This window comes from Streptomyces sp. HP-A2021 (assembly GCF_022807935.1).
Lineage (GTDB): Bacteria > Actinomycetota > Actinomycetes > Streptomycetales > Streptomycetaceae > Streptomyces > Streptomyces afghaniensis.
Window position 1 is genome coordinate 2577726 of record NZ_CP094344.1, and the last position, 24995, is coordinate 2602720.

At 71.4% G+C, this 24995-nt stretch carries 23 protein-coding genes; 11 read left to right on the forward strand and 12 right to left on the reverse strand.

Translation table 11 applies throughout. The features are described from left to right. Window positions 1-18: 18 nt before the first annotated feature. On the forward strand, window positions 19-1725 hold the full coding sequence (locus tag MQE23_RS11715) for a hypothetical protein (RefSeq protein WP_243382596.1): 1707 nt from the start codon (window positions 19-21) through the stop codon (window positions 1723-1725). Window positions 1726-1743: 18 nt separating this feature from the next. On the opposite strand, the gene MQE23_RS11720 is transcribed toward MQE23_RS11715, so the two are convergent. Continuing rightward, window positions 1744-2259 carry a YceI family protein gene (locus MQE23_RS11720; protein ID WP_037668968.1) on the reverse strand — a complete coding sequence of 172 codons (516 nt, stop codon included), beginning with the start codon at window positions 2257-2259 and terminating at the stop codon, window positions 1744-1746. Window positions 2260-2386: 127 nt separating this feature from the next. On the opposite strand from MQE23_RS11720, the gene MQE23_RS11725 reads away from it, so the two are divergent. From MQE23_RS11725 to MQE23_RS11745, 5 genes are all read left to right on the forward strand, one after another. Beyond that, window positions 2387-2902, forward strand: a complete 516-nt coding sequence (locus tag MQE23_RS11725) for a MarR family transcriptional regulator (RefSeq protein ID WP_020272400.1) — start codon at window positions 2387-2389, stop codon at window positions 2900-2902. A 182-nt stretch (window positions 2903-3084) separates the two neighbouring features. Then, a complete protein-coding gene (locus tag MQE23_RS11730) occupies window positions 3085-4428 on the forward strand; it encodes a hemolysin family protein (protein WP_243379113.1) in 1344 nt (447 codons plus the stop codon). Then, window positions 4425-5447, forward strand: coding sequence for a hemolysin family protein (locus tag MQE23_RS11735; RefSeq protein ID WP_243379114.1), 1023 nt, complete (start codon window positions 4425-4427; stop codon window positions 5445-5447). Before MQE23_RS11730 ends, MQE23_RS11735 begins: the two co-directional genes overlap by 4 nt. 387 nt (window positions 5448-5834) lie before the next feature. Further along, the gene (locus MQE23_RS11740) at window positions 5835-6059 is read left to right on the forward strand and encodes a hypothetical protein (protein ID WP_020272397.1); all 225 of its coding nucleotides are present in this window, start codon (window positions 5835-5837) and stop codon (window positions 6057-6059) included. A gap of 205 nt (window positions 6060-6264) precedes the next feature. Then, on the forward strand, window positions 6265-6438 hold the full coding sequence (locus tag MQE23_RS11745) for a hypothetical protein (protein WP_020272396.1): 174 nt from the start codon (window positions 6265-6267) through the stop codon (window positions 6436-6438). A 3-nt stretch (window positions 6439-6441) separates the two neighbouring features. Here the strand turns inward: MQE23_RS11745 and MQE23_RS11750 are convergent, their stop codons facing one another. Further along, a complete protein-coding gene (locus MQE23_RS11750) occupies window positions 6442-7560 on the reverse strand; it encodes an acyltransferase family protein (RefSeq protein WP_243379115.1) in 1119 nt (372 codons plus the stop codon). A gap of 254 nt (window positions 7561-7814) precedes the next feature. Continuing rightward, a complete protein-coding gene (locus MQE23_RS11755; RefSeq protein WP_020272394.1) occupies window positions 7815-8876 on the reverse strand; it encodes an N-acetylmuramoyl-L-alanine amidase in 1062 nt (353 codons plus the stop codon). 271 nt (window positions 8877-9147) lie between these two features. Between MQE23_RS11755 and MQE23_RS11760 the strand changes: the two genes are divergently transcribed. Beyond that, complete coding sequence (locus tag MQE23_RS11760; RefSeq protein ID WP_243379116.1) at window positions 9148-10872, forward strand: hypothetical protein; 1725 nt, start codon at window positions 9148-9150, stop codon at window positions 10870-10872. Between the two features lie 37 nt (window positions 10873-10909). Here the strand turns inward: MQE23_RS11760 and MQE23_RS11765 are convergent, their stop codons facing one another. Continuing rightward, complete coding sequence (locus MQE23_RS11765) at window positions 10910-11479, reverse strand: GNAT family N-acetyltransferase (RefSeq protein WP_243379118.1); 570 nt, start codon at window positions 11477-11479, stop codon at window positions 10910-10912. A gap of 144 nt (window positions 11480-11623) precedes the next feature. On the opposite strand from MQE23_RS11765, the gene MQE23_RS11770 reads away from it, so the two are divergent. The 3 genes from MQE23_RS11770 to MQE23_RS11780 are packed head-to-tail and all read left to right on the forward strand — an operon-like array spanning window position 11624 to window position 14344. Beyond that, window positions 11624-12220, forward strand: a complete 597-nt coding sequence (locus MQE23_RS11770; RefSeq protein ID WP_063610754.1) for an NUDIX hydrolase — start codon at window positions 11624-11626, stop codon at window positions 12218-12220. 40 nt (window positions 12221-12260) lie between these two features. Next, the gene (gene ctaD, locus MQE23_RS11775) at window positions 12261-13973 is read left to right on the forward strand and encodes a cytochrome c oxidase subunit I (protein WP_243379119.1); all 1713 of its coding nucleotides are present in this window, start codon (window positions 12261-12263) and stop codon (window positions 13971-13973) included. Further along, entirely contained in the window at window positions 13970-14344 is a 375-nt protein-coding gene (locus tag MQE23_RS11780; RefSeq protein ID WP_243379120.1) for a hypothetical protein, read from the forward strand. Before ctaD ends, MQE23_RS11780 begins: the two co-directional genes overlap by 4 nt. On the opposite strand, the gene MQE23_RS11785 is transcribed toward MQE23_RS11780, so the two are convergent. The 8 genes from MQE23_RS11785 to MQE23_RS11820 form a co-directional block, all read right to left on the reverse strand. Beyond that, window positions 14334-15626, reverse strand: coding sequence for a phosphatase PAP2 family protein (locus MQE23_RS11785; protein WP_243379121.1), 1293 nt, complete (start codon window positions 15624-15626; stop codon window positions 14334-14336). The two genes, MQE23_RS11780 and MQE23_RS11785, sit on opposite strands and share 11 nt — an antisense overlap. Window positions 15627-15738: 112 nt before the next feature. Next, window positions 15739-16098, reverse strand: a complete 360-nt coding sequence (locus tag MQE23_RS11790; protein ID WP_279345140.1) for an HAD family hydrolase — start codon at window positions 16096-16098, stop codon at window positions 15739-15741. A 134-nt stretch (window positions 16099-16232) separates the two neighbouring features. Continuing rightward, window positions 16233-17363, reverse strand: coding sequence for an XdhC/CoxI family protein (locus MQE23_RS11795; protein WP_243379124.1), 1131 nt, complete (start codon window positions 17361-17363; stop codon window positions 16233-16235). 6 nt (window positions 17364-17369) lie between these two features. Further along, window positions 17370-19568 (reverse strand): xanthine dehydrogenase family protein molybdopterin-binding subunit, encoded by a 2199-nt coding sequence (locus tag MQE23_RS11800; protein WP_243379126.1) that lies wholly within the window; start codon window positions 19566-19568, stop codon window positions 17370-17372. Further along, window positions 19565-20545 (reverse strand): xanthine dehydrogenase family protein subunit M, encoded by a 981-nt coding sequence (locus MQE23_RS11805; RefSeq protein WP_243379127.1) that lies wholly within the window; start codon window positions 20543-20545, stop codon window positions 19565-19567. The genes MQE23_RS11800 and MQE23_RS11805 overlap by 4 nt, the downstream gene beginning before the upstream one ends. 12 nt (window positions 20546-20557) lie before the next feature. Then, window positions 20558-21205 (reverse strand): (2Fe-2S)-binding protein, encoded by a 648-nt coding sequence (locus tag MQE23_RS11810; protein WP_020272383.1) that lies wholly within the window; start codon window positions 21203-21205, stop codon window positions 20558-20560. A gap of 284 nt (window positions 21206-21489) precedes the next feature. Beyond that, on the reverse strand, window positions 21490-22257 hold the full coding sequence (locus MQE23_RS11815; protein WP_243379129.1) for a glucose 1-dehydrogenase: 768 nt from the start codon (window positions 22255-22257) through the stop codon (window positions 21490-21492). Between the two features lie 85 nt (window positions 22258-22342). After that, window positions 22343-23599, reverse strand: a complete 1257-nt coding sequence (locus MQE23_RS11820; RefSeq protein ID WP_243379130.1) for an MFS transporter — start codon at window positions 23597-23599, stop codon at window positions 22343-22345. 328 nt (window positions 23600-23927) lie between these two features. Between MQE23_RS11820 and MQE23_RS11825 the strand changes: the two genes are divergently transcribed. Further along, complete coding sequence (locus MQE23_RS11825) at window positions 23928-24797, forward strand: helix-turn-helix transcriptional regulator (RefSeq protein ID WP_020272380.1); 870 nt, start codon at window positions 23928-23930, stop codon at window positions 24795-24797. Window positions 24798-24995: the final 198 nt, after the last annotated feature.

Sequence of the window (24995 nt, forward strand, 5' to 3'; positions counted from 1 at the left end):
TCGGCAGAAACCACGCTGGTGGTGCCCGGCCCGCGCACGCAGTCGGCTGCGGCCTGGCCGCCGTCCCCGGCCCAGTGGCACCGCGTCCTGACCCTGCTCGCCGACATCAGCCTGCTGATCGGCACCCGTGCGGTGTGGGCGACGGCGGCCGGTCACCGGCCGGCCGTGGCCGCGGTGATCTCGGTCTGCTACGCCTCGATCCTTGCGTGCGGGGTGCTGGCCCTGGCCGTCCGCACGGAACGGTCACTGGCACGGGTGGACCTGTGCGTGCTGGTGACGGGCGTGACGCTCACCCTGTGCGCGTGGATCATGCTCCACCACGGCTCCGACGAGGCGCTGCTCACCACCCAGGCGGCACGGGAAGTGGCCGCCGGACACCCGGTGTACGGGCAGCCGTGGCCCTGGCTCTTCGGCCACGGCGTGGCCCTCACCCCGACGGTGACCGGGGGCTACGACCTCACCTACGGCTATCCGCCGCTGGCCCCGCTGCTGGCCGTGCCGCTGCTGTGGCTGGGCCACGGCGGTACCCCGGCGACCGCGGTGAGCACGGGCGCGCTGGTCGCCGGCACGGTCGTGCTGTGGCGGATGCTGCCGGCGCCGTGGCGGTCGGCGGCGACCATGGTGTGTCTGGGCTTCGGGATGCTGCCGTCGTACGGGCGGCTCGGCTATCCGGCGATCGTGGCCCTGGCCCTGCTGGTGCCGGTGGTGGTGCGCTGGCCGCGCATCGGTGCGGGCGGGCGGCTCGGGGCGGCCGGTCTGGCGCGGGCCGCGTGTCTGGGGGCGGCGTGCGCGGCACAGCAACTCCCCTGGTTCCTGGCGCCGTTCCTGCTGGCGGGGCTCTACGCCGTGCGGCGCGGTGAGCTGGGCGGCCGGGCCGCGGCGGTGGTGGTGCTGCGGTTCGCCGGGGCAGCGGCGACCGTGTGGCTGCTGGTCAACACCTACTTCGTCGTCAGCGAGCCGGGCCCCTGGCTGACGGGGATCGCCCTGCCGCTGACGCAGGGCGCCGTGCTGCACGGGCAGGGTGTGGTGGACATCTCGCTGTACCTGACCGACGGCAGCGACCGGCTCGACTGGTACTCCTCCGCGAGCCTGCTGCTGCTCGCCGGCCTGCTCGTGCTGTTCGTGCTCTTCGTACGGCGCCTGGGGCCGGCCGCGACCGTCCTGCCCTGGTGCGCCTTCTATCTGGCGACCCGCTCCCAGGACGGCTACTACCTGTTGATGACGCCGCTGTGGCTGGCGGCGGCCGTGACCGCGCCCGCGACGGCGTTCGCCGGGGCGTGGCAGCCCCGGGTGCGCCTGCTGTCCGGGCCGCGGCGCCGCCCGGCCCGGATCGTCCTGGCGGCGCTGCTGCTCCTGCCCGCGCTGAGCGGCGCGGCCGTGGCGGCGACGGGCACGCCGCCCCTGCACATGCGGGTCGTCGCGGCCCGCCATCCCACCGCGGCGACCGTCTCCCGCCTCACCCTCCAGGTCACCAACACGGACGACACGGCCCTCGCCCCGCACTTCACCCTGACCATGGGCCAGGGCATGGACCCGTACTGGCGGATCGTCCGGGGCCCGCGCAGCCTGCCCGCGCATGCCACCGCCCGCTACGAACTCCGGCCGCCCTCGGGCCGGTTCACCGTGCCCCGGCCGGGGGCCCGGATCCGTCTGCGCGCGTTCACGGCGTCGCCGCAGACCCTGTCGAGCACGGATGTGCAGCAGGCGGTGCGCCGGACGGGCTGACACCGCGCCGGGGCCGCGTCAGCCGCTGGTCCGGACGAAGCGCAGGCCGGCGGTGACCGTGGTCCGGCCGCGGATCATGCCCAGCTGGTTCCAGCCCATGCCGAACTGCTCCCGGTCGACGCTGAACTCGGTCTCCAGGGTGAGTCCCGTGGCATTGCCGTCCTTCAGGCGGGCGGTGAGGGACAGCGGCCTGCTGACGCCGCGCACGGTGAGCTGGCCGACGATGTGCACCTGGTCGCCGTCGCGCAGCTCGGCACTGCGGGCCACGAAGGTGATCTCGGGGTGGTGGTCGGCGTCGAAGAAGTCGGCGGACCTCAGATGGGTGTCGCGCTTGGCGTTCTTGGTGTCGAGGGAGGCGACGTCGAAGGTCAGGGTGCCGACGGCGGACCCGTCGGGCCGGACCTCGCCCGAGCCGCCGATCGCGCCGAAGGTGCCCTTCACGGTGACCAGGCCCCACATGGTCTTGTGCCGGATGCCGACGGTCGAGGCGGTCGTGTCGAGCTGCCACAGTCCGGTTTCCACGGCGACGGTCATGGTCTTCTCCACTCGTATCGTCTTGTCCGAGCTCATCTCGTCCAAATTTGGATGACTGCACGCTAGCGGCTAGTCCAAAATTGAACAACCCCCTGTTCCAAATTTGGACAACAGGTAGGCTGGGAGCATGGCCGACCCCCAGGAGCACCCCGCCGACCTGCCTGAATGCCCGTTCGCCGAGGGCAGCGGGCTGCTGCCGGCCGAGCTGCGCGCCTGGATGCTGGTGCTCGCCGCGACGGGGGCGGTGGAGCAGCGGCTGCGCTCGGTCGTGAAGGAGAAGCTGGACGTCTCGCACGACGAGTTCCTGATCCTGTGCCTGCTTGCGGAACAGCCCGAGGGAGGGCTGCGCATGACGCGCGTCGCGGAGCTCCTGGGCCGCCCGAAGACCCGCCTCACCTACCAGATCGCCTGCCTCCAGCACGCCGGCCTCGTCACCCGCAGGTCGGTGTGCGGCGACAAGCGCGGCGTCGAGGTCACCCTCACCGACAAGGCCCGCCGCCTCCTGACCGAGGCCTCCGGCCCGCTCGCCGAGACGGTGACGCAGTCCCTCGCCCGCTTCATGGGCCCGGACCAGCAGGAAGCGCTGCGCGCACTGGTGCCGGACCTCGCCGAGGACTCCCGCACGGAGTCCCGCACAGACTGAGGCTCTCTCTACACCGTCGTAGAATCCGGGAACACGGGCGCGACGACGAACGTTGACCCCGATACACCCCACCCATTGAGGAGCCACGTCTTGTCCGCCAGACCGACGGACCCTCCGGGGCACAGTCCCCGACCATCCCGCCACGAGATCAGTGATCGCGGCACACGGCGGGATGGTGTTCGATGAGTGCCGCGAACGCCCTGCTGGGCCTGCTCGCCGTGTTCGTGCTGACCGCCGGCACGGGCTACTTCGTCGCCCAGGAGTTCGCCTACGTCTCCGCGGACCGGCTCACGCTCGCGCGCGAGGCCGAAGCCGGGGACAAGAAGGCCACCCGCGCCCTGCGAGTACTGGAGCGGCTGTCGTTCATGCTGTCGGGCGCGCAGCTCGGCATCACCGTCACCGGCCTGGTCGTCGGCTTCATCGCCGAGCCGTCTGTGTCCGCGCTGCTCAGGCCCGCCCTGTCCGGGCTCGGCCTGCCCGACGCGGCCGTGAGCGGCGTCTCCGTGACGCTGGCCTTCGTTCTGGCCACGGTCGTGCAGATGGTGCTGGGCGAACTGGCCCCGAAGAACCTCGCGATCGCCGTACCGGAGCGGCTGGCGAAGGCGCTGGCCCCGTCGACGCTGGCGTATCTGAAGGTCGTGGGCCCTGTCGTACGCGTCTTCGACAGCGCGGCGAACAGGCTGCTGCGCAAGGCCGGCATCGAGCCGGTCGAGGAGCTGCATCACGGCGCCACGCTGGAGGAGCTGGGCCATCTGATCGGCGAGTCGCACGAGCAGGGCGCCCTGCCCAAGGACACCGCCGCGCTGCTGGACCACGCGCTGGAGTTCTCCGAGCGGACCCTCGACGAGGTGATGGTGCCGCGCGCCGACGCCGTCTTCGTCCGCAAGGACGCCGGCGCCGACGAGGCGGTCGGCCTGATCGCCGAACACGGCCACTCCAACTACCCGGTCCTCGGCGACCACCCGGACGACATCGTGGGCGTGCTGGGCGTGCGCGAGCTGATGGCGCTGCCCGCCGCGCGCCTCGCCGGTGCGAATGCCGGTGAGGTGGCCCGGCGGCCCCTGCTGCTGCCGGACACCCTCGGGCTGCCGGACGCGGTGACGCGGATGCGGGAGCAGGACGACGAGTTCGCGGTCGTCCTCGACGAGCACGGCGGCGTGGCGGGCATCGTCACGTACGAGGACATCGCCGAGGAGCTGGTCGGCGACATCGCCGACGAGTCCGACCGGGTCACCGTGCTCGCCGTCGCGGACGGCGACGGCTGGCTGGTGGACGCCGGCCGCCGGCTGGACGAGGTGGCCGAGGCCACCGGTGTCCGGCTGCCGGAGGACGACGACTACGACACCGTGGCCGGCCTGGTCGTGGACCGGCTCGGCCGCTTCCCGACAGTCGGCGACCGGGTCACGGTCGAGCTGCCCGGGGGCGGCCGGGTCGTGATCGACGTCCGCACACTGGACCGGCACGTGGCCGACCGGGTCCGGATCAGCCCAGTGGTGCAGGCCGCGGAAGCCGAGGAGATGGCGTGAGTTTCCCGATGGCGGCCTTCGTGACCGTGCTGCTGCTGATCGGCAGCGGCTTCTTCGTGGCGGCCGAGTTCGCGCTGGTCGCCGCCAAACGGCACCGCATGGAGAAGGCGGCGGCCGAGGGTCGGCGCGGCGCCGGGGCGGCCCTGGCCGGTATGCGCGAGCTGTCGCTGATGCTGGCCGGCGCCCAGCTGGGCATCACCGTGTGCACGCTGGGCCTGGGCTCGGTGTCCAAGCCGGCGATCTCGCACGAACTCGACCCGCTGCTGCACAAACTGGGCCTGCCCAGTGCCGTGAGCTACGGCGTGGCGTTCGCCGTGGCGATGGTCGTGGTGGTGTTCCTGCACATGGTGGTGGGCGAGATGGCCCCCAAGTCATGGGCGATCGCCCACCCCGAGCGTTCGGCGATGCTGCTCTCCCCGCCGTTCCGGGCCGTGGTGCGGGCCGTACGGCCGCTGATCCGGCTGCTCAACGCGGTGAGCAACGCGCTGGTACGGCTGTGCCGGGTGGCCCCGCGCGACGAGCTGGCCTCGGTGCACAACCGGGAGCAGCTGACGCACCTGGTGGCGGAGTCCGAGCGGCTGGGCCTGATCAGCACGGCCGACTCGGAGCTGCTGACCCGCTCGCTGACCGAGCCGGAGACACCGGTCGCGGCACTGCGGATCCCGGCCGCGGAGATCACCTGGGTCGAGGGCGGCACGGACGTCGAGGCACTGCTGCGGCTGGCGGCCGACCTCGACCGCACCCGGCTGCTCGTCCGGGAGAACGGCACCGTCCTCGGCTCGGTCCACGCCCGTGACGCCCTGGTCGCCCGGGCCCGGGGGCGGGCCACGACCGCCCGTGAACTGGCCCGGCCGGTGCCCGAGCTGACGGAGGCCACCACGGTCGCCGACGCGATCGAGGTGCTGCGCCGCCGCCGGTCCTCTTTGGCCGTGGTCCGTGACACCGCGGGCCGGCTCACCGGCCTGGTCACCCTGGACGATCTGCTGGCCCGGCTGATGCAGCCGGCCGCGACGGCCTGACGAAGCGGAATCCGAACCTCCAGCACATCTGCACACCGTTCGCCAGGACACCGTGGAACGACGGGCCGGGCGCCAAGTCCGTGACGCGGCACGAGAACTTGGCGCCGAAGTGCCCGCTTCGGGAATCGGGGCGCAATGCACGTGCGCGCGACAGAGCGACAGGGTGTGTGAAGAAGTGGGTGCGTTTCGTGTGCCCGCGGTCATGGCGGTGAAGACGGTCGCCGAAAAGCTCGGTGCGGCGCCGGGAGGCGGCTGGATCTTTTCTCCCGTGGAGTGCTTTGATCCTGCGCACGGCGGAGCCGTCGGTGCGGAATCCCGGTTCTGGATCCGGCGACCCCCCACGCTCGCCGCCACTGCGAGATATTCACGCGAAGGGAAACACCTCCAATGAACCTCACCTCTCGGGTCGACATCGCCGAGCTGTCCGACGCCGACCTGGAGACCGTCTCCGGCGGTATGGCGGGCGGCGCCTCCCTGGGCCTCGTGGGCAGCCTCTCCAGCGGCCTGGTCGAGCCCCTGACCGCGGGCGTCTGCGCCGACCTCCAGGGCGCCGTGTCGCCGGAGGGCGCCGCGGCCGGCGGCAGCGCGGGCGTGCACACGACGTCGCTCTGACGGCATCCGCGTAAAGGGCCCCGGGACGTGCTTCCCGGGGCCCTTCGCCGTGCCCGGGTATTTTCCCACGGTCGCAAAGATGGGGAATTCGCGAAGCTCGTGACGGAATTCTGGACACGACGGGGGTGGGTAACACCCCGGCACGGCATGACGCAGACTTACACGGGCCCCTCAGACCCGGCTGTAAAGCGTTAGGACAACCCCTGTGAAACCCGACTCGCCCAGGAACGAAGAACTGCCGATCTACGAAAGCCTCATACGCGAACGCGGTGACGTCGTCGAGGAGGCTCGCGTCGTCGCCGAAGAGACGCAGCACCAGATGACGCAGGCCCTGAACGGGCACGCACCGGTGCAGCAGGAACCCAGCCCGCAGCAGTAGGCGTCACCCGCGGGCATCGCCCCGCGGCGGGGCCGCGTTCCCGGTGCCGAAGGCCCACGCCATCCCTGGTTCCGTCACACAGCGGAAGACACGCCGCACGGAGGTCGTGCACAGCGCCGTGACGACCACGGCCGCGACCAGGGTGGCGGCAAGCACGCCGACGGGTCCGTGGACCCAGGCCGGCTCGTACCAGCCCCAGTACTTGGCGGCCTGCGCGACGAAACCGTGCAGCAGGTAGCCGGACAGCGTGCCCGCGCCCAGGGCGGTGAACCACGTCCGGCGCCCGGGCACCCATGCGAGGAAGCAGGCGACCAGGACGGCCGAGCAGCCGAAGGACGCCAGCGTCATCACGGGCCCGTACCAGAACGGGGCGGCCAGTTCCCGGGCGCTGTCGGCGTGGAAGAACCAGGCGTAGTTCATCCGCGGCACCACCCAGTACGCCACACCCAGCGCACCGGCGCCCACCGGCACGGCGAGGAGCCGCGCCTTGCGCCGGCGCACCAGCCGGAAGTGCTCCGGCCGCAGCAGCAGGCCGAACACGAAGTACGGCAGGAACTGCAGGGTGCGCTGGAGGTCGAGGTCCTGGCCGATGGACGGCGAGAGCGTCGCCAGCATCGCGATGACGAGGGCCGTCGGCAGCGGCCACCGCACATGCCGCCAGAGAGGTGTCGTCAGCCGCCAGACGAACAACGCCGCCAGGAACCAGGTCAGATACAGCGGGTCCAGCAGGCTTACCGGGCGGTCGGGGTCCTGGCTGGTCCACCGGGTGAACAGGGTGTAGGCCGTCTCGAACACCACGTACGGCACGGCGACACCGGTGACCAGGCGTTTGAGGCGCCCCGGGCTCCCGTCGAAGGTGCGCGAGAAGTAGCCGGAGACGATGATGAACGCCGGCATGTGGAACGCGTAGACGACCATGTAGAGCGCGGTGACGGCCCTGCTGCCCGGCCGCAGCGGCTCCCAGGCGTGTCCCACGGCCACCAGCACGATCGCCAGGTACTTGGCGTTGTCGAAGAACGCGTCCCGCTGCCGCACCGGGCGGGCCGCCGCGCCCTGTTCCGTTTCCCGCGACGCCCCGGTCTCTTCGGCCACCGGGCGGGCCGTCGTCACCGTGTCACTCACGGGCCCTCCCGAAGAAGCTCGAAGCGGCTGTGCCTCGTCTTACCCGGGATAAAGGGGTGGCGTCTGCGCAGAACATCGCCCGCACCCTAATCACAGGGCCGTGCCCCGGTTCAACTCGTAACGGGGGTGACTCGCTTCGGTTCATGCCCGGGTATACGTGTCCGGACGGGCGATCGTCTCCGAGCGGGAGAGGGTGAAGGGGTGCCGGGGCTGCCGGTGCTCGTCGAAGGGAGATCCCCGTCGTCCGCCCGGCCTCAGGTCTCCTTCCACACCAGCACGGTCAGCACCGCGCTCGCGACGGTGACCGGGACGGCGGCCTGGTTCAGCAGCCGTACCCGCATGCTCCGGCGGGACGGGAGCCGCTTCGTCAGGGGCACGACCGCGAAGGTGCCGCCGCCGGTCCCGACGATCTCGTGGATCGGGTGGTCGGCGCGGTGCTGGTCGCCCTCGTACTCCGACATGCGCGCCTGGACGACCGCACCCGCCGGCAGCCCGTCGATGTGCAGGCTGACACTCCCGCTGAAACGGGCCGGGCCACGGGCGAAGACGCTCCCGCCGGTGGCGTGGTGGCCGGTCTCGTCGGCCCATTCCGTGGTGAACTCGACCGAGTCCCAGGCACCGGGCGCGAGCCGATAGCCCCCGGTGGCACCGAGGTTGACGTACTGGGGCATGGGGTCCTCTCCTTCCCACAAGCCGGCCGAGTGGGCCAGGGCGTCGGCGACGTCACGGCGGAAGTCGGCCATGTCGAATCCGCGCGGGTCGACCTTCCAGTCGCTCCACTCCAGGTGACCGATCGCGCTCTTGGGGCCCCAGCCGTGCGCGCGGCAGATCGCGGCGGTGGCCTTGACGATGGCGATGTACTGGGCACTCGGCCACGGGTCCTTGCCGTCGCCCTTGTTCTCGCACTCCCAGCCGTAGAAACGGGCGTTGCCGTCGACCGCGCCGGCCGAGCCGTCGTGCTCGTGCGTCGCGGGCGGGTACGTGCCGTACGACTCGCCGATGACGGCATTCAGCACGTCGCCGTCGCCGCCGCCGGCGTGGTTGGCCCGGCCGTTGCCGGTGAGGTGGACGACGCCGTCCTTGGTGATGCACCCGGTGGCGAGCGGACCGGGCAGGGCGCTGTGGCCGTGGTAGATCAGGTCGACGACGTCCGTGCCGGGCCCGGTGACGGTGTGATGGATCATCACCCCGTGCACGGGACCCCAAGGACCCTTGTGGTTGCGGTTGTTGGTGCGCCATCCACCGACTTCGTGAACGGCGCAGCCCTCGGCCTTCAGCGCGGCGACGAGCCGGGCGGCGGTGAGCGGTGTGGCCATGCGTCGGTCCTCCGTTTCGGCGCGCTCGTGCCGGTCCGAAGACACTCGTGCCGGTCCGAAGACAGTGGTCGCGGTTGCGGAGCGGGTCCGGCGGCTCGTTTCCGTCCGAACCTGCCCCGGGACCCCGCCAGGCCCTCACCCACCATTCTTCCGCCGCTTGCCTCATCGCTCACCTCGCCGTACGCCCGCACACAAATTCGGCGAGATTACGACGCTGCCGGAGCAGGAAGGGCAGGGGCACTGTCAGTGGCCCGGCGTAGGGTCCGCTGCCATGAGCCTCCCCGCCGTCGAGGAGTCCTGGGCCCGCATCGACGCCTGGCTGGCCCGGCACGCTCCCCTCACCCGCGCCACGCTGCGCCCGCCCGCTCCGCAGGCCGGCATCGAGGACGCGCAGCGCACGCTCGGCGTGCCGTTCCCCCCGGATCTGGTGGCCTCGCTGCGGTGCCACGACGGGGCGGAACCCGACGACGGCGCAGTTCAGTTGCCGTCCTACGGACCGCTGTGCGGTGTCGCGGACATCGTGCGGAACACGGCCTTCCTCCAGAGCCTCGGGGCGGGTGAGGCCGGGTTGCCCCTCACCCTGGGCATCGGCCGGCGGCCCTCGGACGGCCTGTTCATCGCCTGCCGTCCCGGCCCCCGCTACGGTCAGGTGGGCCGCCGCTTCGACGAGGACACGCCCTCGTTCGCGCATTGGCCCTCGCTGCGTCATGTTCTGGCCGGCCTCGCGGACGCCCTGGAGGGCGGTCTGGTGTTCCTCGGCCGCATCCCCCTCGCCGTGGCCGGAAAGCTGGGGTGGGAGGAGGAGCGGACCGTGCCCGCCGAGGCGGTCTCCCCGCTGACGCGGGCCGCCGCGCTCGCCGAGCCGGAGTCCGACCCGCCGGCGCCGCAGCGCCCGGTCTTCCCGAACGCGGCCGGGAGCGACCCGCGGCCGCCCGAGCGGGGCGGGACGCAGCGGCTCTTCTTCGTCCGCACCCGCCGGCCGCATCCCGCACCGCTCCCGGACCAGCCTGACGTCGCGTTCGCCGCCGGCCTGACCCCGGCCGAGATGCTGCGCCGGCTCGGCGCGATCCCCGCCACCGTACGGCCGCGCGACCGCCGACAGGCCCAGCGGGCGGCGCAGTCCGCGTGGGCCGCGCACCGGCCCCTGGTCCGTGCGGGCGAGGCCGGCGGCTGGGCGTACGCCACGCTGGAGGGCGGCGCCGCGCAGTTCGCCCGGCCGGAGGTGCTGCGCGCCCTGTCCGCCGGCACGCGCGTGGCGGTGCTGACCCGACGCGGCCCGGAGGTCGTGCTCGCCTTCGCCGAGAACGGCGTGCCGTGTCCCCGGGAGGACACCCGGCGCGTCATGTCACCGCGCGAGGGCACCGCCGCCGGCGGGCCGGAGGCACGGCGCCTCGGCGTCGACCTGTGGCCCGGGTCGACCGCCGCCTACACCCGCTTCCTGGCCGTACTGCGGCGGGACTTCGGCATCGCCTACGACCCGGACGAGGAGGGTCCGGCGGAGCTGACCAGTGCCCTGCTGCTGCCCCTCCTGGACGACCTCCCCACGGAGGACTGCGGAATCCCCGCCCAGGTACGGCACTTGGATCTGGCCGGGCTCGTGGAGCGCACACCGCCGCAGCGGCTGCGCGCGGCCTTCGTGGCCCAGCTGTCGCGCCTGGCCGCGGAGACGCACCTCGACACCTACCCGGAGGTGGCCGAGGCCCTCGACCGGATCCACCGCGGCCTGCCCGTCGACTGCGACCAGGACGGCCCCCTGGATTCGCGCCTGCGCACCCTGGCCGCGGAGGCCCATGCGACCCGGCGGCTGCTACGGGACGGCGGCACCGCCCCCGTGTCCCACGAGGACCTCACCGCGTGGGACGCACGCGACAAGGCGGCCGGCGCGCTGCGCGAGTTCCTCCGACTCCCCCTCCCGGTCGCCGCGGCGACGATCCTCGACCAGCGGGTCTCCCTCCACTGGCACGACGAACTCGCCGCCGACCTGGACAGCGGGTGATGCCCGGGGCCGCATCCGGTGCGTGCTCTCGGCGTGGTCAGAGGCCGCGGACCCGGGCGTGTACGTGACCCTCGAGAGGGAAGGCGGGTGGCGCCGCGGGCCGTAGCGAGGACAGTTCATAGCCGCACTTCTGCGCGACGCGGCACGAGGCCGTGTTGTCCGCCTGGTGCAGGAGCTCCAGACGGGTCAGGCCCTCACCGGCGAAGGTGGCGAAGGCCCAGGCAGTCAGCGCCTCCAGGGCCCGGGGAGCCACGCCCCGGCCACGCGCATGCGCCGCCGTCCAGTAGCCGACCTCCGCCGACGAGCCCTGGGGGGTGACGTCCTTGAGGACGGCGTGCCCCACCAACCGCCCCTCGGTGTCATGCGCGCGCATCTCCGAGATGGCGAACGCGAAACGGTGCCCTGCCTCCCAGCCGCCTTGCTGATCCTCGACCCACTGCGCCGCACTGGCACGATCGTGCACGCGCGCACTCACCCAGCGACGCAGGGCCTCGTCCCGGTACAGGTCGACGAGGTGCGCGGCGTCGGCCGGCCTCCATGGGCGCAGGAGCAGAGCAGGGGCCGACGCCGTGGCCGCGGCGGTCAACCGCGTGATGATCCCGTCCATCAGGCGAGCGTACGTGGCACTTCGGCGCGACGGCCGACGGTACGCGGCAGCACCCCGGGCAGGACGTCGTGGCGGGGTTCAGGACCTGTTCCCTCCCGACGTCGCCCGCCGGCCCGGGCGCCGGAGCCCGGGCATCATGCGGAGATGCCTGACGCAACAGCCCGACCGCTCGCCGTCGACCACCGCGGCAACGCCCTGACTGCCTTCATCCGCCGGGCGGAGGAACAACCGCCCACTGACGCGCCGTTGCCGCTCGCCTTGGTGGCCCTCTGGCACGGCGATCGCGTCCTGCTGGTGTTCGACCGCTTCCGGCAGGGCTGGGAACTGCCCGGCGGACTGATCGAGCCGGGCGAGTCTCCGCGCCAGGGGGCCGCTCGTGAGCTCTTGGAGGAAACCGGGCAGACACCCGGAGGGCCGCTCCGGTTCGTCGGATACCCGCGCTTCACACTCGCGCCGGACCAGCGCGTCGAATACGGCGCGCTGTTCTCCGGACGTTGCGCCGAGGTCGCGACGTTCCAGCCGAACGAGGAGATCGAGGCCGTCTGCTGGTGGGACCTGCACGAGATCCTGCCGGGGCGCGTGCACGCCCTGGACGCCTGCCTCGCCCGGCTCACACACCAACTCCGCCTTCCCGGCACCGGGCGCGGCATGAACGGAGCACCACTCGTTCGCATGGATCGCTGGGCCGTTCAGCCGAGAGAAGCCCCACGTCAGGCGGCTGCTCCGGATCAGTTGGACTAGTTTCCGCCGGGTCGAACCAGCACTGCCGATCGGGGAGCTCATGGCGACACACACCGAACCGGTCGCTCCGGTGCCGGCGGCGGAGCGCCGCGGTCCGGGCCAGGTGATCGTCTCGTGGGCGACGACGACGGACCACAAGAAGATCGGGCACCTGTACCTGATCACCTCGTTCGTCTTCTTCCTCATCGCCGGGGCGCTGGCGATGGCCATCCGGGCCGAGCTGGCCCGGCCGGGGATCCAGTGGCTGTCCCACGAGCAGTACAACCAGGCGTTCACCATGCACGGCACGATCATGCTGCTGCTGTTCGCGACGCCGACGTTCGCCGGGTTCGCCAACGCCGTGATGCCGTTGCAGATCGGCTCCCCGGACGTGGCCTTCCCGCGGCTGAACATGTTGTCGTACTGGCTGTTCCTCTTCGGCGGCCTCATCGTGCTCGGCAGCCTGCTCACCCCGCAGGGCGCCGCCGACTTCGGCTGGACCGCGTACACGCCGCTCAGTGGTGGGGAGCGCACTCCCCAGGTCGGCGGGGACCTGTGGCTCATGGGCCTGGCCCTGTCCGGGTTCGGCACCATCCTCGGCTCCGTCAACTTCATCACCACGATCATCTGCATGCGCGCCCCCGGCATGACCATGTTCCGGATGCCGATCTTCACCTGGAACGTGCTGCTCACCTCGGTGCTGGTGCTGCTGGCGTTCCCGGTGCTGGCCGCCGCGCTGCTGGTGCTGGAGGCCGACCGCCGCTTCGGGGCGCAGGTGTTCAACGCGGAGAACGGCGGCGCGGTCCTCTGGCAGCACCTGTTCTGGTTCTTCGGCCATCCCGAGGTGTACATCCTGGCGCTGCCGTTCTTCGGCGTGATCACCGAGATCATCCCGGTCTTCGCCCGTAAGCCGATCTTCGGTTACACGGGTCTGATCGGCGCCACGATCGCCATCGCCGGGCTGTCCGTGACGGTATGGGCGCACCACATGTTCGCCACCGGCGCGGTCCTGCTGCCGTTCTTCTCCTTCATGACGTATCTGATCGCCGTGCCGACAGGGGTGAAGTTCTTCAACTGGATCGGCACGATGTGGAAGGGCTCGCTGTCGTTCGAGCCGCCGATGCTGTGGGCGGCCGGCTTCCTGGTCACGTTCCTCTTCGGCGGTCTGACCGGCGTCATCCTCGGCTCGCCGCCCCTGGACTGGCACGTCACCGACTCCTACTTCGTGATCGCGCACTTCCACTACGTGCTCTTCGGCACCATCGTGTTCGCGATGTTCGGCGGTTTCAGCTTCTGGTGGCCGAAGATGACCGGCACGATGCTGGACACCCGCATCGAGAAGATCCACTTCTGGACGCTGTTCGTCGGCTTCCACACCACGTTCCTGGTGCAGCACTGGCTGGGCGCCGAGGGCATGCCCCGCCGGTACGCCGACTACCTGGCCGCGGACGGATTCACCTGGCTGAACACCGTCTCGTCGATCGGCGCGTTCCTGCTGGGCCTGTCCACGCTGCCGTTCCTGTACAACGTGTGGAAGACCGCCCAGCAGGGCAAGCGGGTCGAGGTCAACGACCCCTGGGGCTACGGGCGTTCCCTGGAGTGGGCGACCTCGTGTCCGCCCCCGCGGCACAACTTCGTCACCCTGCCGCGGATCCGCTCCGAATCCCCCGCCTTCGACCTGCACCATCCCGACGTCGCCCAGCTGGACGAGGCAGAGAACACCGGCAAGCGCGATGCCGTCGAGCCCGGCGGGCACAGGGGCGAACGGCCGTGAGACACGGCAGCCACGAGGCGCCGCACGACGACCCGCGGCCCGCGCTGGCCGACGAGGCCGAGGGTTACCTCCTCGCGCACGCCCATCGCGACCAGGCGCGACGCGAGGCCGAAGAGCTCTGCGCACGGCTGCCGTGGCTGACCACCGCCGAGGCCGAGGAACTCACCGGCCACTACGTCCGCCGGCGCCTCGACGTCACCCGTCAGCTGGTGCACAGCACGGTCCGGCGGGCCGAGGAGCTGCGGCAGGAGTACGAGAGCCGCTACGCCGACCTCCGGCGCACCCTGCTCCGCCGTCACGCCGCCTGCGCCTGCGCCCTCCTCGCCTGCGCGGGCGGGGTGAGCGCCCTGACGGTTCTGCTCACCCGCTGACCAGTTCGTGCTGGGGCTGGGACTGCCGCGCCGGCACGGCCTCCGTCTCCCACTGACTCGTGGTCCGTACGTAGCCGTAGATCACCGAGGCCATCGCCAGGATGAGCAGCGGCCCGAACAGCCACGGATGCTCTGCCATCTCCATCGGCAGGTAGCGATAGGACAGCAACAGCGCCGTGAAGACGGCCACTCCGTAGGTGACCAGGAGAATTCCGGACCGGTCCCAGCCGCGTTCGAGTGAGCGCAGGGCCGCCTCGATCGTGAGGGTGAAGACCACACCGGCCACGAGGTCCACGCCGTAGTGGTAGCCGAATCCCAGCGTCGCGGTGAGCGTGGCGATCAGCCAGAACGTGCCCGCGTAGCGCAGCACGCGTGGGCCCTTGCGGGAATGGATGAAGATCGCGGTGGCCCACGCCGTGTGCAGGCTGGGCATGCAGTTGCGCGGGGTGATCTCGTCGAACGGTATGGCATGCGGGGCGGCGTCGATCGGCGGCGGCAGATCCGGCCACAGGTTGGCCACCGCCCAGTGCCCGCCGTCGGCGCCGTAGGCGAAGATCGGTCCGACGACCGGGAAGATCATGTAGATGCCCGGCCCGAGGAGGCCGATGACCAGGAAGGTCCGCACCAGGTGATGGCGCGGGAAGCGGCGCTCGGCCGCCACGTTGCGCAGCTGGTAGAGCGCGACGACGACCGCGGCCACCGCCAGTTGGGCGTAGACGTAGTCGAGGGTACGGGCGCCGACCGGGCCGGTGGCCGTGACGATCCGGCCCACCAGCCATGACGGGTTGCCCAGTGCGTGGTCGGCGGTCGCCAGGTACGGGTCGAGCACCGTCGGGCGGGTCTTCGAGGTGATGAGCAGCCAGGTGTCACCGGTCTTGCGGCCGGCCACCAGCAGCAGGCCCAGGCCGACGCCCTTCAGCAGCAGGATGCGTTCCTGGCCGGTGCGGCGCGTGACGGCGATGACGGCGCAGCCGAGAATCACCCACAACGCGCCGTTGCCGAAGGGATGGCCGTCGGTCAGGTCGGCGCCGACCGCCCAGCGCACCAGCAGGAAGACGGCGTCGATGCCGAGCGCGGCGCCGAGCGCGATGAACCGTTGCCGGCGGGTGAGCACCACCATCGTCAGCGCCATGCAGGCGTACAGCAGGAAGCCCGATTTGGGGGCGACGATCACCTCTTGCACCTGGGAGGTGATCGGCCCGGGCAGCCCGTAGTGGCGCGCGGCGATCTCCAGCGCGATGAGAAACCCGAGGACCACCACGCCTGCTGTGGCCCACAGCATTTTGATAGGTATCAATTGTTTTATTCGATTTGTTAGTTGTAATGAGGGCGATCGTCACATGATCGAACATGTTATCGGAGTGCTGCGCCCCCGGGCTGGTGATCCGGAAGGCTTACTCCTGACAAGCTTTGTCCAGCAGAAGACTGATCGCAGCCGACGCGTCCGCGATGTCGTGCTCGGGGTTGTCGCCGATCATCCAGCCACCGTCGGCCAGCGCCAGACCGCACCGGTCAGCGGCCAGCTGGAAGATCCGGACGTCCGGCTTACGGAAGCCGACGTCACCGGAGACACAGCAGGCGTCCACCCGCTCGCCCAGCCCGGACCGTTCGATCTTCGACAGCTGGTTGTCGGCCATCCCGTTGCTGACGATGCCCACTCGCCAGCCCGAAGCCCGCAGTTGCGACAGGCCGTCGAGCACCTTCGGATCGCACCGCACCAAGCCCGGCATCCGGGCGCGGTAGGCAGCCCACAACTCCTCGACCGGTTCCGCCAGTCCGAAGTGTTCCCGCGCCTCACGAACTCAGCCGCCCATGCGGAAAACCCGAGTTGCCGGTCGACCAGAGTGTTGTCCAGGTCGAACAATGAGTACCGGTCAGTACTGCCGGCCTACCGGTGGCTCGGCAGCCTCGGCGGTCGATGGATCGGGCCGGTGAGCCCGGTCAGCGGTCGGCCCGTGCCCTGGTTGGACTGGGCGATGATCTCCGCGGTGATGGAGACGGCCGTCTCCTCGGGCGTGCGGGCTCCGAGGTCGAGGCCGATGGGGGAACGCAGCCGGGCCAGGTGGTTCTCCGTGACGCCCTCCTCACGCAGGAGCCGCAGGCGCTCGTCGTGAGTGCGCCGGGAGCCCATGGCTCCCACGTAGGCGACGGGCAGGTCGAGCGCCCGTCGCAGCAGGGGGATGTCGAACTTGGCGTCGTGCGTGAGGACGCACACGGCGGTGCGCTCGTCCACCTCGGTGCGTTCCAGGTAGCGGTGGGGCCAGTCGACCACCACCTCGTCCGCCTGCGGGAAGCGGGCGGTCGTGGCGAAGACGGGGCGGGCGTCGCAGACGGTGACGTGGTAGCCGAGGAAGCGGCCGGCCCGGCTCAGGGCGGCGGCGAAGTCGACGGCGCCGAAGACCAGCAGGCGCGGCCGGGACGCATGGACGTGGACGAGAACGGACAGCCGTTCGGGGCATCCGTCTCCCTCCCCGCCGATGCCGACGCGGGCGGTGCGACCCGCCCGCAGCAGGGCCCTGGCCTGGTCGGCCACCGCCCGGATCGCCGGGCCGTCGTCCACGCGCCCGTGGGCGGCACGGTCACCGCCGAGCACGCTCAGCGTGGAGCCGAGGAGGCGCTCCGGGCCGTCCACGACCTGTGCCACGGCGACCGGTCGTCCCCGAGTGATCTCGGAGAGGGCCGTGGACAGGTGCGGCCGGCCCGCGGGATCGATCCGCTGGACGAAGACGTCGAGTTCGCCGCCGCAGGTCAGGCCGACGGCGAAGGCGTCGTCGTCGGAGTAGCCGAACCAGGCCCGCTGCGGAGCGCCCCGGTCCCGGAGCACCTGTCGGCACAGCTCGTAGACCGCTCCCTCGACGCAGCCGCCGGAGATGCTGCCGACGGCGTCGCCGCCCTCGTCCACCGCGACCGACGTGCCGGTCGGCAGCGGGGCGCTGCCGTGCACGCCGACGACGGTGGCCAGGGCGAAGGGGCGTCCCTCGCGGCACCAGCGGTGCAGTGTGTCCACGATGTTCAGCATGGCGGGTCAGAGCAACGCCTCGGCGGTGACGGGCAGTTCGCGGACGCGGCGGCCGGTGGCGTTGAAGACCGCGTTGGCGATGGCGGGCGCCACCCCGATCATCACGAGCTCGCCGAGGCCCTTGACGCCGAGCGGGTCGGCCTCGCGGTCCTCGCCGTCCAGGTAGATCGCCTTGAGGTCGGGGACGTCGGCGTTCACGGGCACGAGGTAGTCGGCGAGGTTGGCGTTGACGATGCGGCCGTCGCGGTGGTCGGTGAGCGTGTGCTCCAGCAGGGCCGTGCCGATACCGCCCACCATGCCGCCGATGGCCTGGCTGTCGGCGAGCTTGGGGCTGATGATGCGGCCCGCGTCGTACACGCCCAGCACCCGCCGCACCCGCACCAGGCCCAGGGTCGCGTCGACGGCCACTTCGGCGAAGGTCGCGTTGTAGCCGTAGAAGGAGTGCCGCTGCGGGCCCGACGGCGGTGCGAAGGAGCCGTCCGCTTCCAGGTGGGTGCGGTCGTTGCGGGCCAGCAGCCGCCGGTACGACTCACCGCGCGTGGGATCGTTCTTCACGTGCAGTCGGCCGCCCCGCACCACGACGTCGTCGGCCGCGACCCCGTACAGCGGCGACTCTCGGTCCCCGACGGCCAGTCCGATCGCCTGACGGCGGACCTTGTTGCAGGCGTCGAGAGTGGCGGAGCCGACGCTGGCCATGGTCATCGAGCCGCCGTGCGGCGGGGTCGGCGGGTAGAGGGAGTCCCCCAGCCGGAAGGTGACCGTGCGCACGGTCAGCCCGAGGGCGTCGGCGGCGACCTGGGTCTGGGAGGTGTACGTCCCCGGGCCCATGTCGGTGGCGGCGGCCTCGACCAGCGCCGTGCCGTCGGCGTCCAGGCGGGCCCGGGCCCGGGCGGGCATGCGCGCGGTGTCGTAGACGCCGGCGGCCATGCCCCTGCCGATCAGCCAGTCCCCCTCACGCGTCGAGCGGGGTTCGGGGTTGCGGCGGTCCCAGCCGAACTCGCGGGCGCCGACGCTGTAGCACTCGCGCAACCGGCGGGTGGAGAACGGCAGTCCGGACGACTCGTCCTCGGCCGGCTCGTTGCGCCGGCGCAGCTCGATCGGGTCGACGCCGAGCTCGTGGGCGAGTTCGTCCATGGCCGACTCGATGACGAAGGAGGCCGTCTGGAAGCCCGGGCCGCGCATCCACAGCGGTGTGGGCAGATCCAGCGGCACCGTCCGGTACGCCTGGCTCACGTGGGGCATGCTGTAGAGCATCTGCCCGGCCGCCAGGACGGCCTCGGTGAACTTCTCGTACGACGAGGTCTCGGCGTCCAGGTCGTGGACCGCGGCGGCCAGTCGGCCGCGCCGGTCGCTGCCCAGCCGGAGGCGGTACTCGTAGGAGGGCCGGAAACCGGTACCGAGGTACATCTGTTTGCGGCTGAGGACCAGCTTGACCGGGCGCTTCGTCTCGCGGGCGGCCAGCGCGGCGACGACGACGTGCGGCCAGCAGCGCAGCGCCGTGCCGAAGCCGCCGCCGACGAACGGTGAGATGACTCGCACCGCGTCCAGGTCCAGGCCGAACACCGCCGCGAGTTCGGTCTGTGTGCCCACCACCCACTGGGTCTTGTCCCACACGGTCAGCTTGTCGCCGTTCCAGCGGGCGATGGTGGCGTGCGGCTCCATCGGGTTGTGGTGGTTGCGCGCCGTGCGGTACGTCAGGTCCAGGCGTACGGCCGCAGAACGCAGGGCCGCTTCGGCGTCGCCGCGCGCGTATCGGGTCGGCTCGTCCGGCTCGGCCTCGGTGAGGTCGGTCGAGGGTCGTTCGGCGTCGTAGTCGACCTCGACCAGGCTCGCACCGTGCTGGGCGGCCTCCAGGGTGGTGGCCACCACGACGGCGACCGGCTGGCCGTGGAAGCGGACGCGGTCGTCCTGGAAGACGCGCAGTCGCCGCCCCTCCGGAGGGTTGTTCGACGCGCTGTTGTCGCGGTACGGCAGCTTCGGCGCGTTGCGGTGGTGGATCACCTTCAGCACGCCCGGAAGGGCTTCGGCGGCGCCGGTGTCGATCGACGTGATGCGGCCGCGGCCGATGCTGCTGTCGACGATGACGGCGTGCACGACTCCGTCGACGTCGTGCTCGGCGGCGTACAAGGCCTTGCCCGTGACCTTCAGCCGGCCGTCCACCCGGGACAGCGGCGCACCCACGGCTGCTTGCGGCTGGGGGCTCACTTGGTACCTCCTACGACGCGCAGCTGGCGTTCGACCGTGCGCTTGAGCAGCTCGACCTTGAACCGGTTGTGCTGAAGGGGACGGGCGCCGTCCGACGCCTTCGCGGCAGCGGCCGACCAGAGGGCCCCCGAGGGGCGTTCACCGACGAGGTGTCGCTCGACGGCGGGCAGCTTCCAGGGCACGGTGCCCACTCCCCCGGCGGCGACCCTGGCCTCGCGGATCACCCCGCCGCGTATGTGCAGCGCGACGGCCGCCGACGTCAGGGCGAACTCGTACGACTGCCGGTCACGCACCTTGAGATAGCCGGACCTGAGCGGGCGCGGCAGGGCGGGGATCTCCACCGCAGTGATCAACTCGCCTTTGAGCAGGGCTTGTTCGCGTTGCGGGGTGCTGCCGGGCCGCAACAGGAAGTCGCTGAAGGGAACTCGGCGTGTCCCGTCCGGGCCCAGCAGGTGCACCCGGGCCTCCAGGGCCGCGAAGGCCACGGCGACGTCGGAGGGGTGGGTGGCCACGCAGGCGCCGGAGGTCCCGAGGATGGCGTGCGTGCGGTTGACTCCGTGCAGTGCGGCACAACCGGAGCCGGGGTCACGCTTGTTGCAGTCGGCTGTCACGTCCCGGAAGTACGTGCACCGGGTGCGCTGCATGATGTTGCCGCCGATGGTCGCCATGTTCCGCAGCTGCGCCGAAGCGCTCAGCTCCAGCGCCTCGGAGACGACGGGATACAGGGTGCGCACCTTGGCGTGGGCGGCGGCCTCGGACATGGTCACCAGGGCGCCGATGCGCAAGCCCCCGCGCTCGGTGGCGGTGATCTCGCCGAGCGGCAGGCCGGTGATGTCGACGAGGGTCTCGGGGCGTTCGACGGTCTCGCGCATGAGGTCGACCAGGGTGGTGCCCCCGGCGATGTAACGCCCGCCGCGGCGACCGGCGTCGACGGCCTCACGAATATCGGAGACGCGGGTGTAGGAGAAGGGATGCATGGCGGCCGTTCCTCACTTCCGGCCCGCGGTCTGCTCCACCGCGCGCACGATCTTGACGTAGCAGCCGCAGCGGCAGATGTTGCCGCTCATCCACTCCCGGATCTCCTCCGGCGAGCCGGTGTGGCCTTCCTTGATGCAGCCGACGCCGGAGACGATCTGCCCGGGCGTGCAGTAGCCGCACTGGAAGGCGTCCTGGTCGATGAACGCCTGTTGCAAGGGGTGCAGTCGGTCTCCCTCGGCCAGGCCCTCGATCGTGGTGACCTCGGCGCCCTCCAGCCGGACGGCCAGTGTCAGGCAGGAGTTGACCCGGTGGCCGTCGACCAGGACGGTGCACGCGCCGCAGGCACCGGCGTTGCAGCCCTTCTTGGCACCGGTCAGGCCGAAGTGCTCGCGCAGCAGGTCGAGCAGCGAGGTGCGGTTGTCCACCGTCGCGGTCCGGCGGGTGCCGTTGACCGTGAGGGAGACCCGGCTGGTGGGCGGTGCCTGGGCGGCCACCGCCTCCGGGTCGGAGAGCAGGGGCCCTCCGATCACACCGCCCGCGACGACAGCACCGCCGACCGCGGTGGTGGTGGCGATGAAGGTGCGCCGGGTGGGCGCCGGGGAGGACTCGCCGGCGCCGGTGGGGGGTGGAACGGCGGACTCAGGAGGTTCAGTTGACATACGTACGCCTTCGTATCGCGGACGGATCGGCCGTACACAACGGCGGGACGGGAGACTGGATCGTCGTCACCGCGGGGGGAATGGGGCGACCGTGCGCCTCGGCAGCGGCGACTGGTCACCCGGGGAGTCTTGCACCACCGGCAACGCTCGTGACAGGGAGACTTTTCTCCCCCTTTAGGCTCCGCCGGGAGAGCTTGTGCGGGGCCTAGGGCGTGTCCGCAAAGTCCCGCCTGCCCCGCGGGCGGACGACGGGACTTTGCGGACACGCCCTAGGGGTGTGGGACCTAGCGGGCCACGTAGCCGCCGTCGACGGGGAGGGCGACACCGACGACGAAACTCGCTCCGGGGCTGCACAGCCACAGGACCGCCCGGGCGATCTCCTCGGCGGTGCCGAGGCGGTTGATGGGCTGGTTGGCCTCGGCCTCGGCGCGGTCGAGTTCTCCCTTGGAGATCATGTCGCTGACCATGGGGGTGTCGATGGTGCCGGGGCAGACGGCGTTGACGCGGATCCCGCGCGGGGCGTATTCGAGGGCGGCGCTGCCGGTCAGGCCGATGACGCCGTGCTTGGAGGCGTGGTACGAGGCACGGCCGGGCAGGCCCACCAGGCCGCCGAGCGAGGAGCAGTTGACGATGGCGCCGCTGCCCTGGGCGCGCATGTGCCGCAGCTCGTGCTTCATACAGGCCCATACGCCGCGGAGGTTGACGGCGTTGACGCGGTCGAACCGCTCGGCGCCTTCGTCGGCGGCGTCGCTGGGCGGGATCTGGATGCCGGCGTTGTTGTAGGCCATGTCGAGACGGCCGAAGGTCTCCACGGTGCGGTCGACCGCGGCGGCGACCTGCTCCTCGTCGCTGACGTCGCAGGTGAGGGCGAGGGCTCGGTGGCCGGCGTCGGTGAGTTCCTTCGTGGCCGCGTTCAGGGCGGCTTCGTCGATGTCGGTGAGGGCGACGGCGGCTCCGGACGCGGCGAACGCGCGGGCGGTCGCCAGGCCCATACCGGCACCGGCGCCGGTGACGAGGGCGACCTGGCCGGTGAAGTCATAGGTGGGGTTCACGTCGTGGTCTCCATTCGAGTGCGGATTCGCGGGCAGAGGTGCGCCGAGGCGTCCGACCGGCTCGTCCGCGGTGGGTGGGCTCGGGTCAGTGCTGCGACGGCACCTGCGCGGGGTCGTCGCGTCGCCCGTGCTCGGGAGCGCTGCTCCGGGCCACGATCCGGCCCCTGTGGGACGGGCCGTGGACGGCGAGGGCGATCAGCGGCAGCAGCGTGAGCGCGGCGATGACGGTGCCGACCAGGGGCGGGCCGGTCAGGCCGAGGGAGGAGTCCAGGGCCGTACCGGCGATCGCCGAACCGGCGGCGATGCCGGTGTTGAAGGCGGAGGTGGTCAGCGCCGAGGTGAGGGTGGGGGCATCGCCCGCGAAGCGCATGGCGAGGGCGGTGACGACCGGGTTGACCGTGAAGCCGGTCAGGCCCATCAGGAAGACGAGGAGGGTGGCTGTCACCGGGTTGCCGGACAGCGGGATCATCAGGAACAGGACCAGGGCGGTGGCCGCGGCGGCCGTGATGGTGGTGGCCATCGGGCGGCGGTCACCCAGGCGGCCCCCGGTGGTGGTGCCGCCCAGGGCGCCGACGCCGAACGCGATCAGGACGAGCGGTACCGCGCCTGCCGGGATGCCCGCGCGGTCGGTCAGCAGCGGCGTGACATAGGTGTACGTCGCCAGGACACCACCCATGATCAGCATCGCGGCGCCGAGCGCCAGCCACAGCCGGCCCTGACGCAGAGCCCGGACTTCGGCCCTGAGGGTCACCTCGACGCACTGCTCCCCGGCCGGGATGAAGCGGCCGATGAACACGGCGGCGAGCCCGGAGAGTGCGGCCAGGGCCCAGAAGGGGCCGCGCCAGCCGGTGAACTGACCGGCGAAGGAGCCGATCGGCACACCGACGACGTTGGCCAGGGTCAGGCCGCCGATCATGACGCCCGTGGCGCGGGTGGCCCGGTGCGGGCCGGCGGCGGCGGTGGCGACCACGAAGCCGACGGACCAGAACGCTCCGGTGGCCAGGGCCGTGACGACACGGGCTGCGAGGACGATCGTGAAGGACGTGCTGAGGGCGGCGACCAGATGTCCGAGGCAGAATACGGACAGGGCCAGGACCAGCGTCCGGCGCTGAGGCAGCCGCAGGGTCGCCATGGCCATGGTCGGCGAGCCGACGATCATCCCGACGGCGAAGGCAGCGATCAGCAGGCCGGCGTGGGAGACGCTGACTCCGAGGTCACCGGCCAGCTCCGGCAGCAGACCGGCGACGACGAACTCGGTGGTCCCCATCAGGAACGTGCCGGCGGCGAGCACCCAGACGACGAAGGGGAGCTTGCCGGGGGTGGTCCCGGATGCGGAAGGCATACGTGTGGTGTCTCCTTGCGTGGACATCGCGTTGCGGTGGCGCCCCCTGAGGGGCGAGCGGTGGGGCCGGGTCAGGGCGCGGCTTCGAAGCGCACGTCGCCGGCGGCGTGGATGACTGCTCCGCGCATGGGGTGCTTCCTTCGTGCGAGGGTCGGTGTGCCTCAGCCGGGATGGGGATCGGGATCGGGATCGGGATCGGCTGAATCGATATCGAGCCTCACACGCGAGGACAGGTGCGAAAAGCGGAGGAATTCATCCCGGGAAGGGAGCATCCTGGGAGGGATTTCTCCCCCCTTTCCCAGGTGGAATCGGTGTCATGCTGGGAAGCATGACCGCGAACGCCCCCCTCAATGAGCTGGGAGAATTCCTCAAGAAGCGCCGCTCGGAGCTGAGCCCGCGCACGGTCGGACTACGCGAGACCGGCAAACCACGCCGGGTGGAGGGGCTGCGCCGCGAGGAGGTCGCCCAGCTGGCCAGCATCAGCACCGACTACTACACGCGGCTGGAGCAGGGCCGCATGCAGGCATCGGCCCCGGTGCTGGACGTCCTCGCCCGCGTACTCCACCTGGACGACGACGAGCGCGGCTACCTCTTCCAGCTCGCGGGCAAGACCACCACCCGCACCCGGCGCCGCGGCCGGCAGAAGGTCCAGCCGCAGCTTCAGCGGGTTCTGGACGACCTCACCGCCACCCCCGCCATCGTGCAGGGACGGCGCGGGGACATCCTGGCCTGGAACGCGCTGGCCGCCGCCCTGGTCACCGACTTCTCCCGCATCCCGGAAAAGCACCGGAACTATCCCCGGATCCAGTTCACCGATCCGGCCATGCGTACGTTGTATGCCGACTGGGAGACCTCGGCGCAGATCTCCGTGGCGCAGCTGCGCATGGAGGCCGCGAAGTATCCCGAGGACCCCCGCCTGATCGAGCTGGTCGGTGAACTTTCCCTGCGCGACGAGCAGTTCGCTCGCTGGTGGGGTGAACACCACGTAGCCGCCCGCACCGTGGGCACCAAGACCCTCAACCATCCGGTCGTCGGCGAACTCGTCCTGGACTGGGACACCCTCACCGCCAACACCGACCCCGACCAGCACCTGACCGTCTGGACCGCCGCCCCCGGCTCCCCCACCCACGAGCGGCTGCGCATCCTGGCGTCCTGGGCCGCCGACCAGGACCTGCCGGCCTCCTCCCCCCTCAACTGACGTCGGACGCCGGCTCGTATGACGATTCAGTGGTGCCCGTCAGCAGGGAATTTCCCCCTGACAAGGCGTCCGCAGGCGGATCGGTCACCGACCGGTCGAACCCGTCTCAAATCTTGCGCACAAATTACACACATCCCCTCTACATACTGACCCCCCATGGTCTAGATTGACCATGCTTCGGCGGTTCGGACACGAGGC

Bases quoted from the DNA above. Each gene is read 5' to 3' on its own strand.
- MQE23_RS11720 (WP_037668968.1), bottom strand. From the start codon at position 2,259: ATGACCGTCGCCGTGGAAACCGGACTGTGGCAGCTCGACACGACCGCC.
- MQE23_RS11725 (WP_020272400.1), top strand. From the start codon at position 2,387: ATGGCCGACCCCCAGGAGCACCCCGCCGACCTGCCTGAATGCCCGTTC.
- MQE23_RS11730 (WP_243379113.1), top strand. From the start codon at position 3,085: ATGAGTGCCGCGAACGCCCTGCTGGGCCTGCTCGCCGTGTTCGTGCTG.
- MQE23_RS11740 (WP_020272397.1), top strand. From the start codon at position 5,835: ATGAACCTCACCTCTCGGGTCGACATCGCCGAGCTGTCCGACGCCGAC.
- MQE23_RS11755 (WP_020272394.1), bottom strand. From the start codon at position 8,876: ATGGCCACACCGCTCACCGCCGCCCGGCTCGTCGCCGCGCTGAAGGCC.
- MQE23_RS11760 (WP_243379116.1), top strand. From the start codon at position 9,148: ATGAGCCTCCCCGCCGTCGAGGAGTCCTGGGCCCGCATCGACGCCTGG.
- MQE23_RS11765 (WP_243379118.1), bottom strand. From the start codon at position 11,479: ATGGACGGGATCATCACGCGGTTGACCGCCGCGGCCACGGCGTCGGCC.
- MQE23_RS11770 (WP_063610754.1), top strand. From the start codon at position 11,624: ATGCCTGACGCAACAGCCCGACCGCTCGCCGTCGACCACCGCGGCAAC.
- ctaD (WP_243379119.1), top strand. From the start codon at position 12,261: ATGGCGACACACACCGAACCGGTCGCTCCGGTGCCGGCGGCGGAGCGC.
- MQE23_RS11785 (WP_243379121.1), bottom strand. From the start codon at position 15,626: ATGCTGTGGGCCACAGCAGGCGTGGTGGTCCTCGGGTTTCTCATCGCG.
- MQE23_RS11795 (WP_243379124.1), bottom strand. From the start codon at position 17,363: ATGCTGAACATCGTGGACACACTGCACCGCTGGTGCCGCGAGGGACGC.
- MQE23_RS11805 (WP_243379127.1), bottom strand. From the start codon at position 20,545: ATGCATCCCTTCTCCTACACCCGCGTCTCCGATATTCGTGAGGCCGTC.
- MQE23_RS11810 (WP_020272383.1), bottom strand. From the start codon at position 21,205: ATGTCAACTGAACCTCCTGAGTCCGCCGTTCCACCCCCCACCGGCGCC.
- MQE23_RS11820 (WP_243379130.1), bottom strand. From the start codon at position 23,599: ATGCCTTCCGCATCCGGGACCACCCCCGGCAAGCTCCCCTTCGTCGTC.
- MQE23_RS11825 (WP_020272380.1), top strand. From the start codon at position 23,928: ATGACCGCGAACGCCCCCCTCAATGAGCTGGGAGAATTCCTCAAGAAG.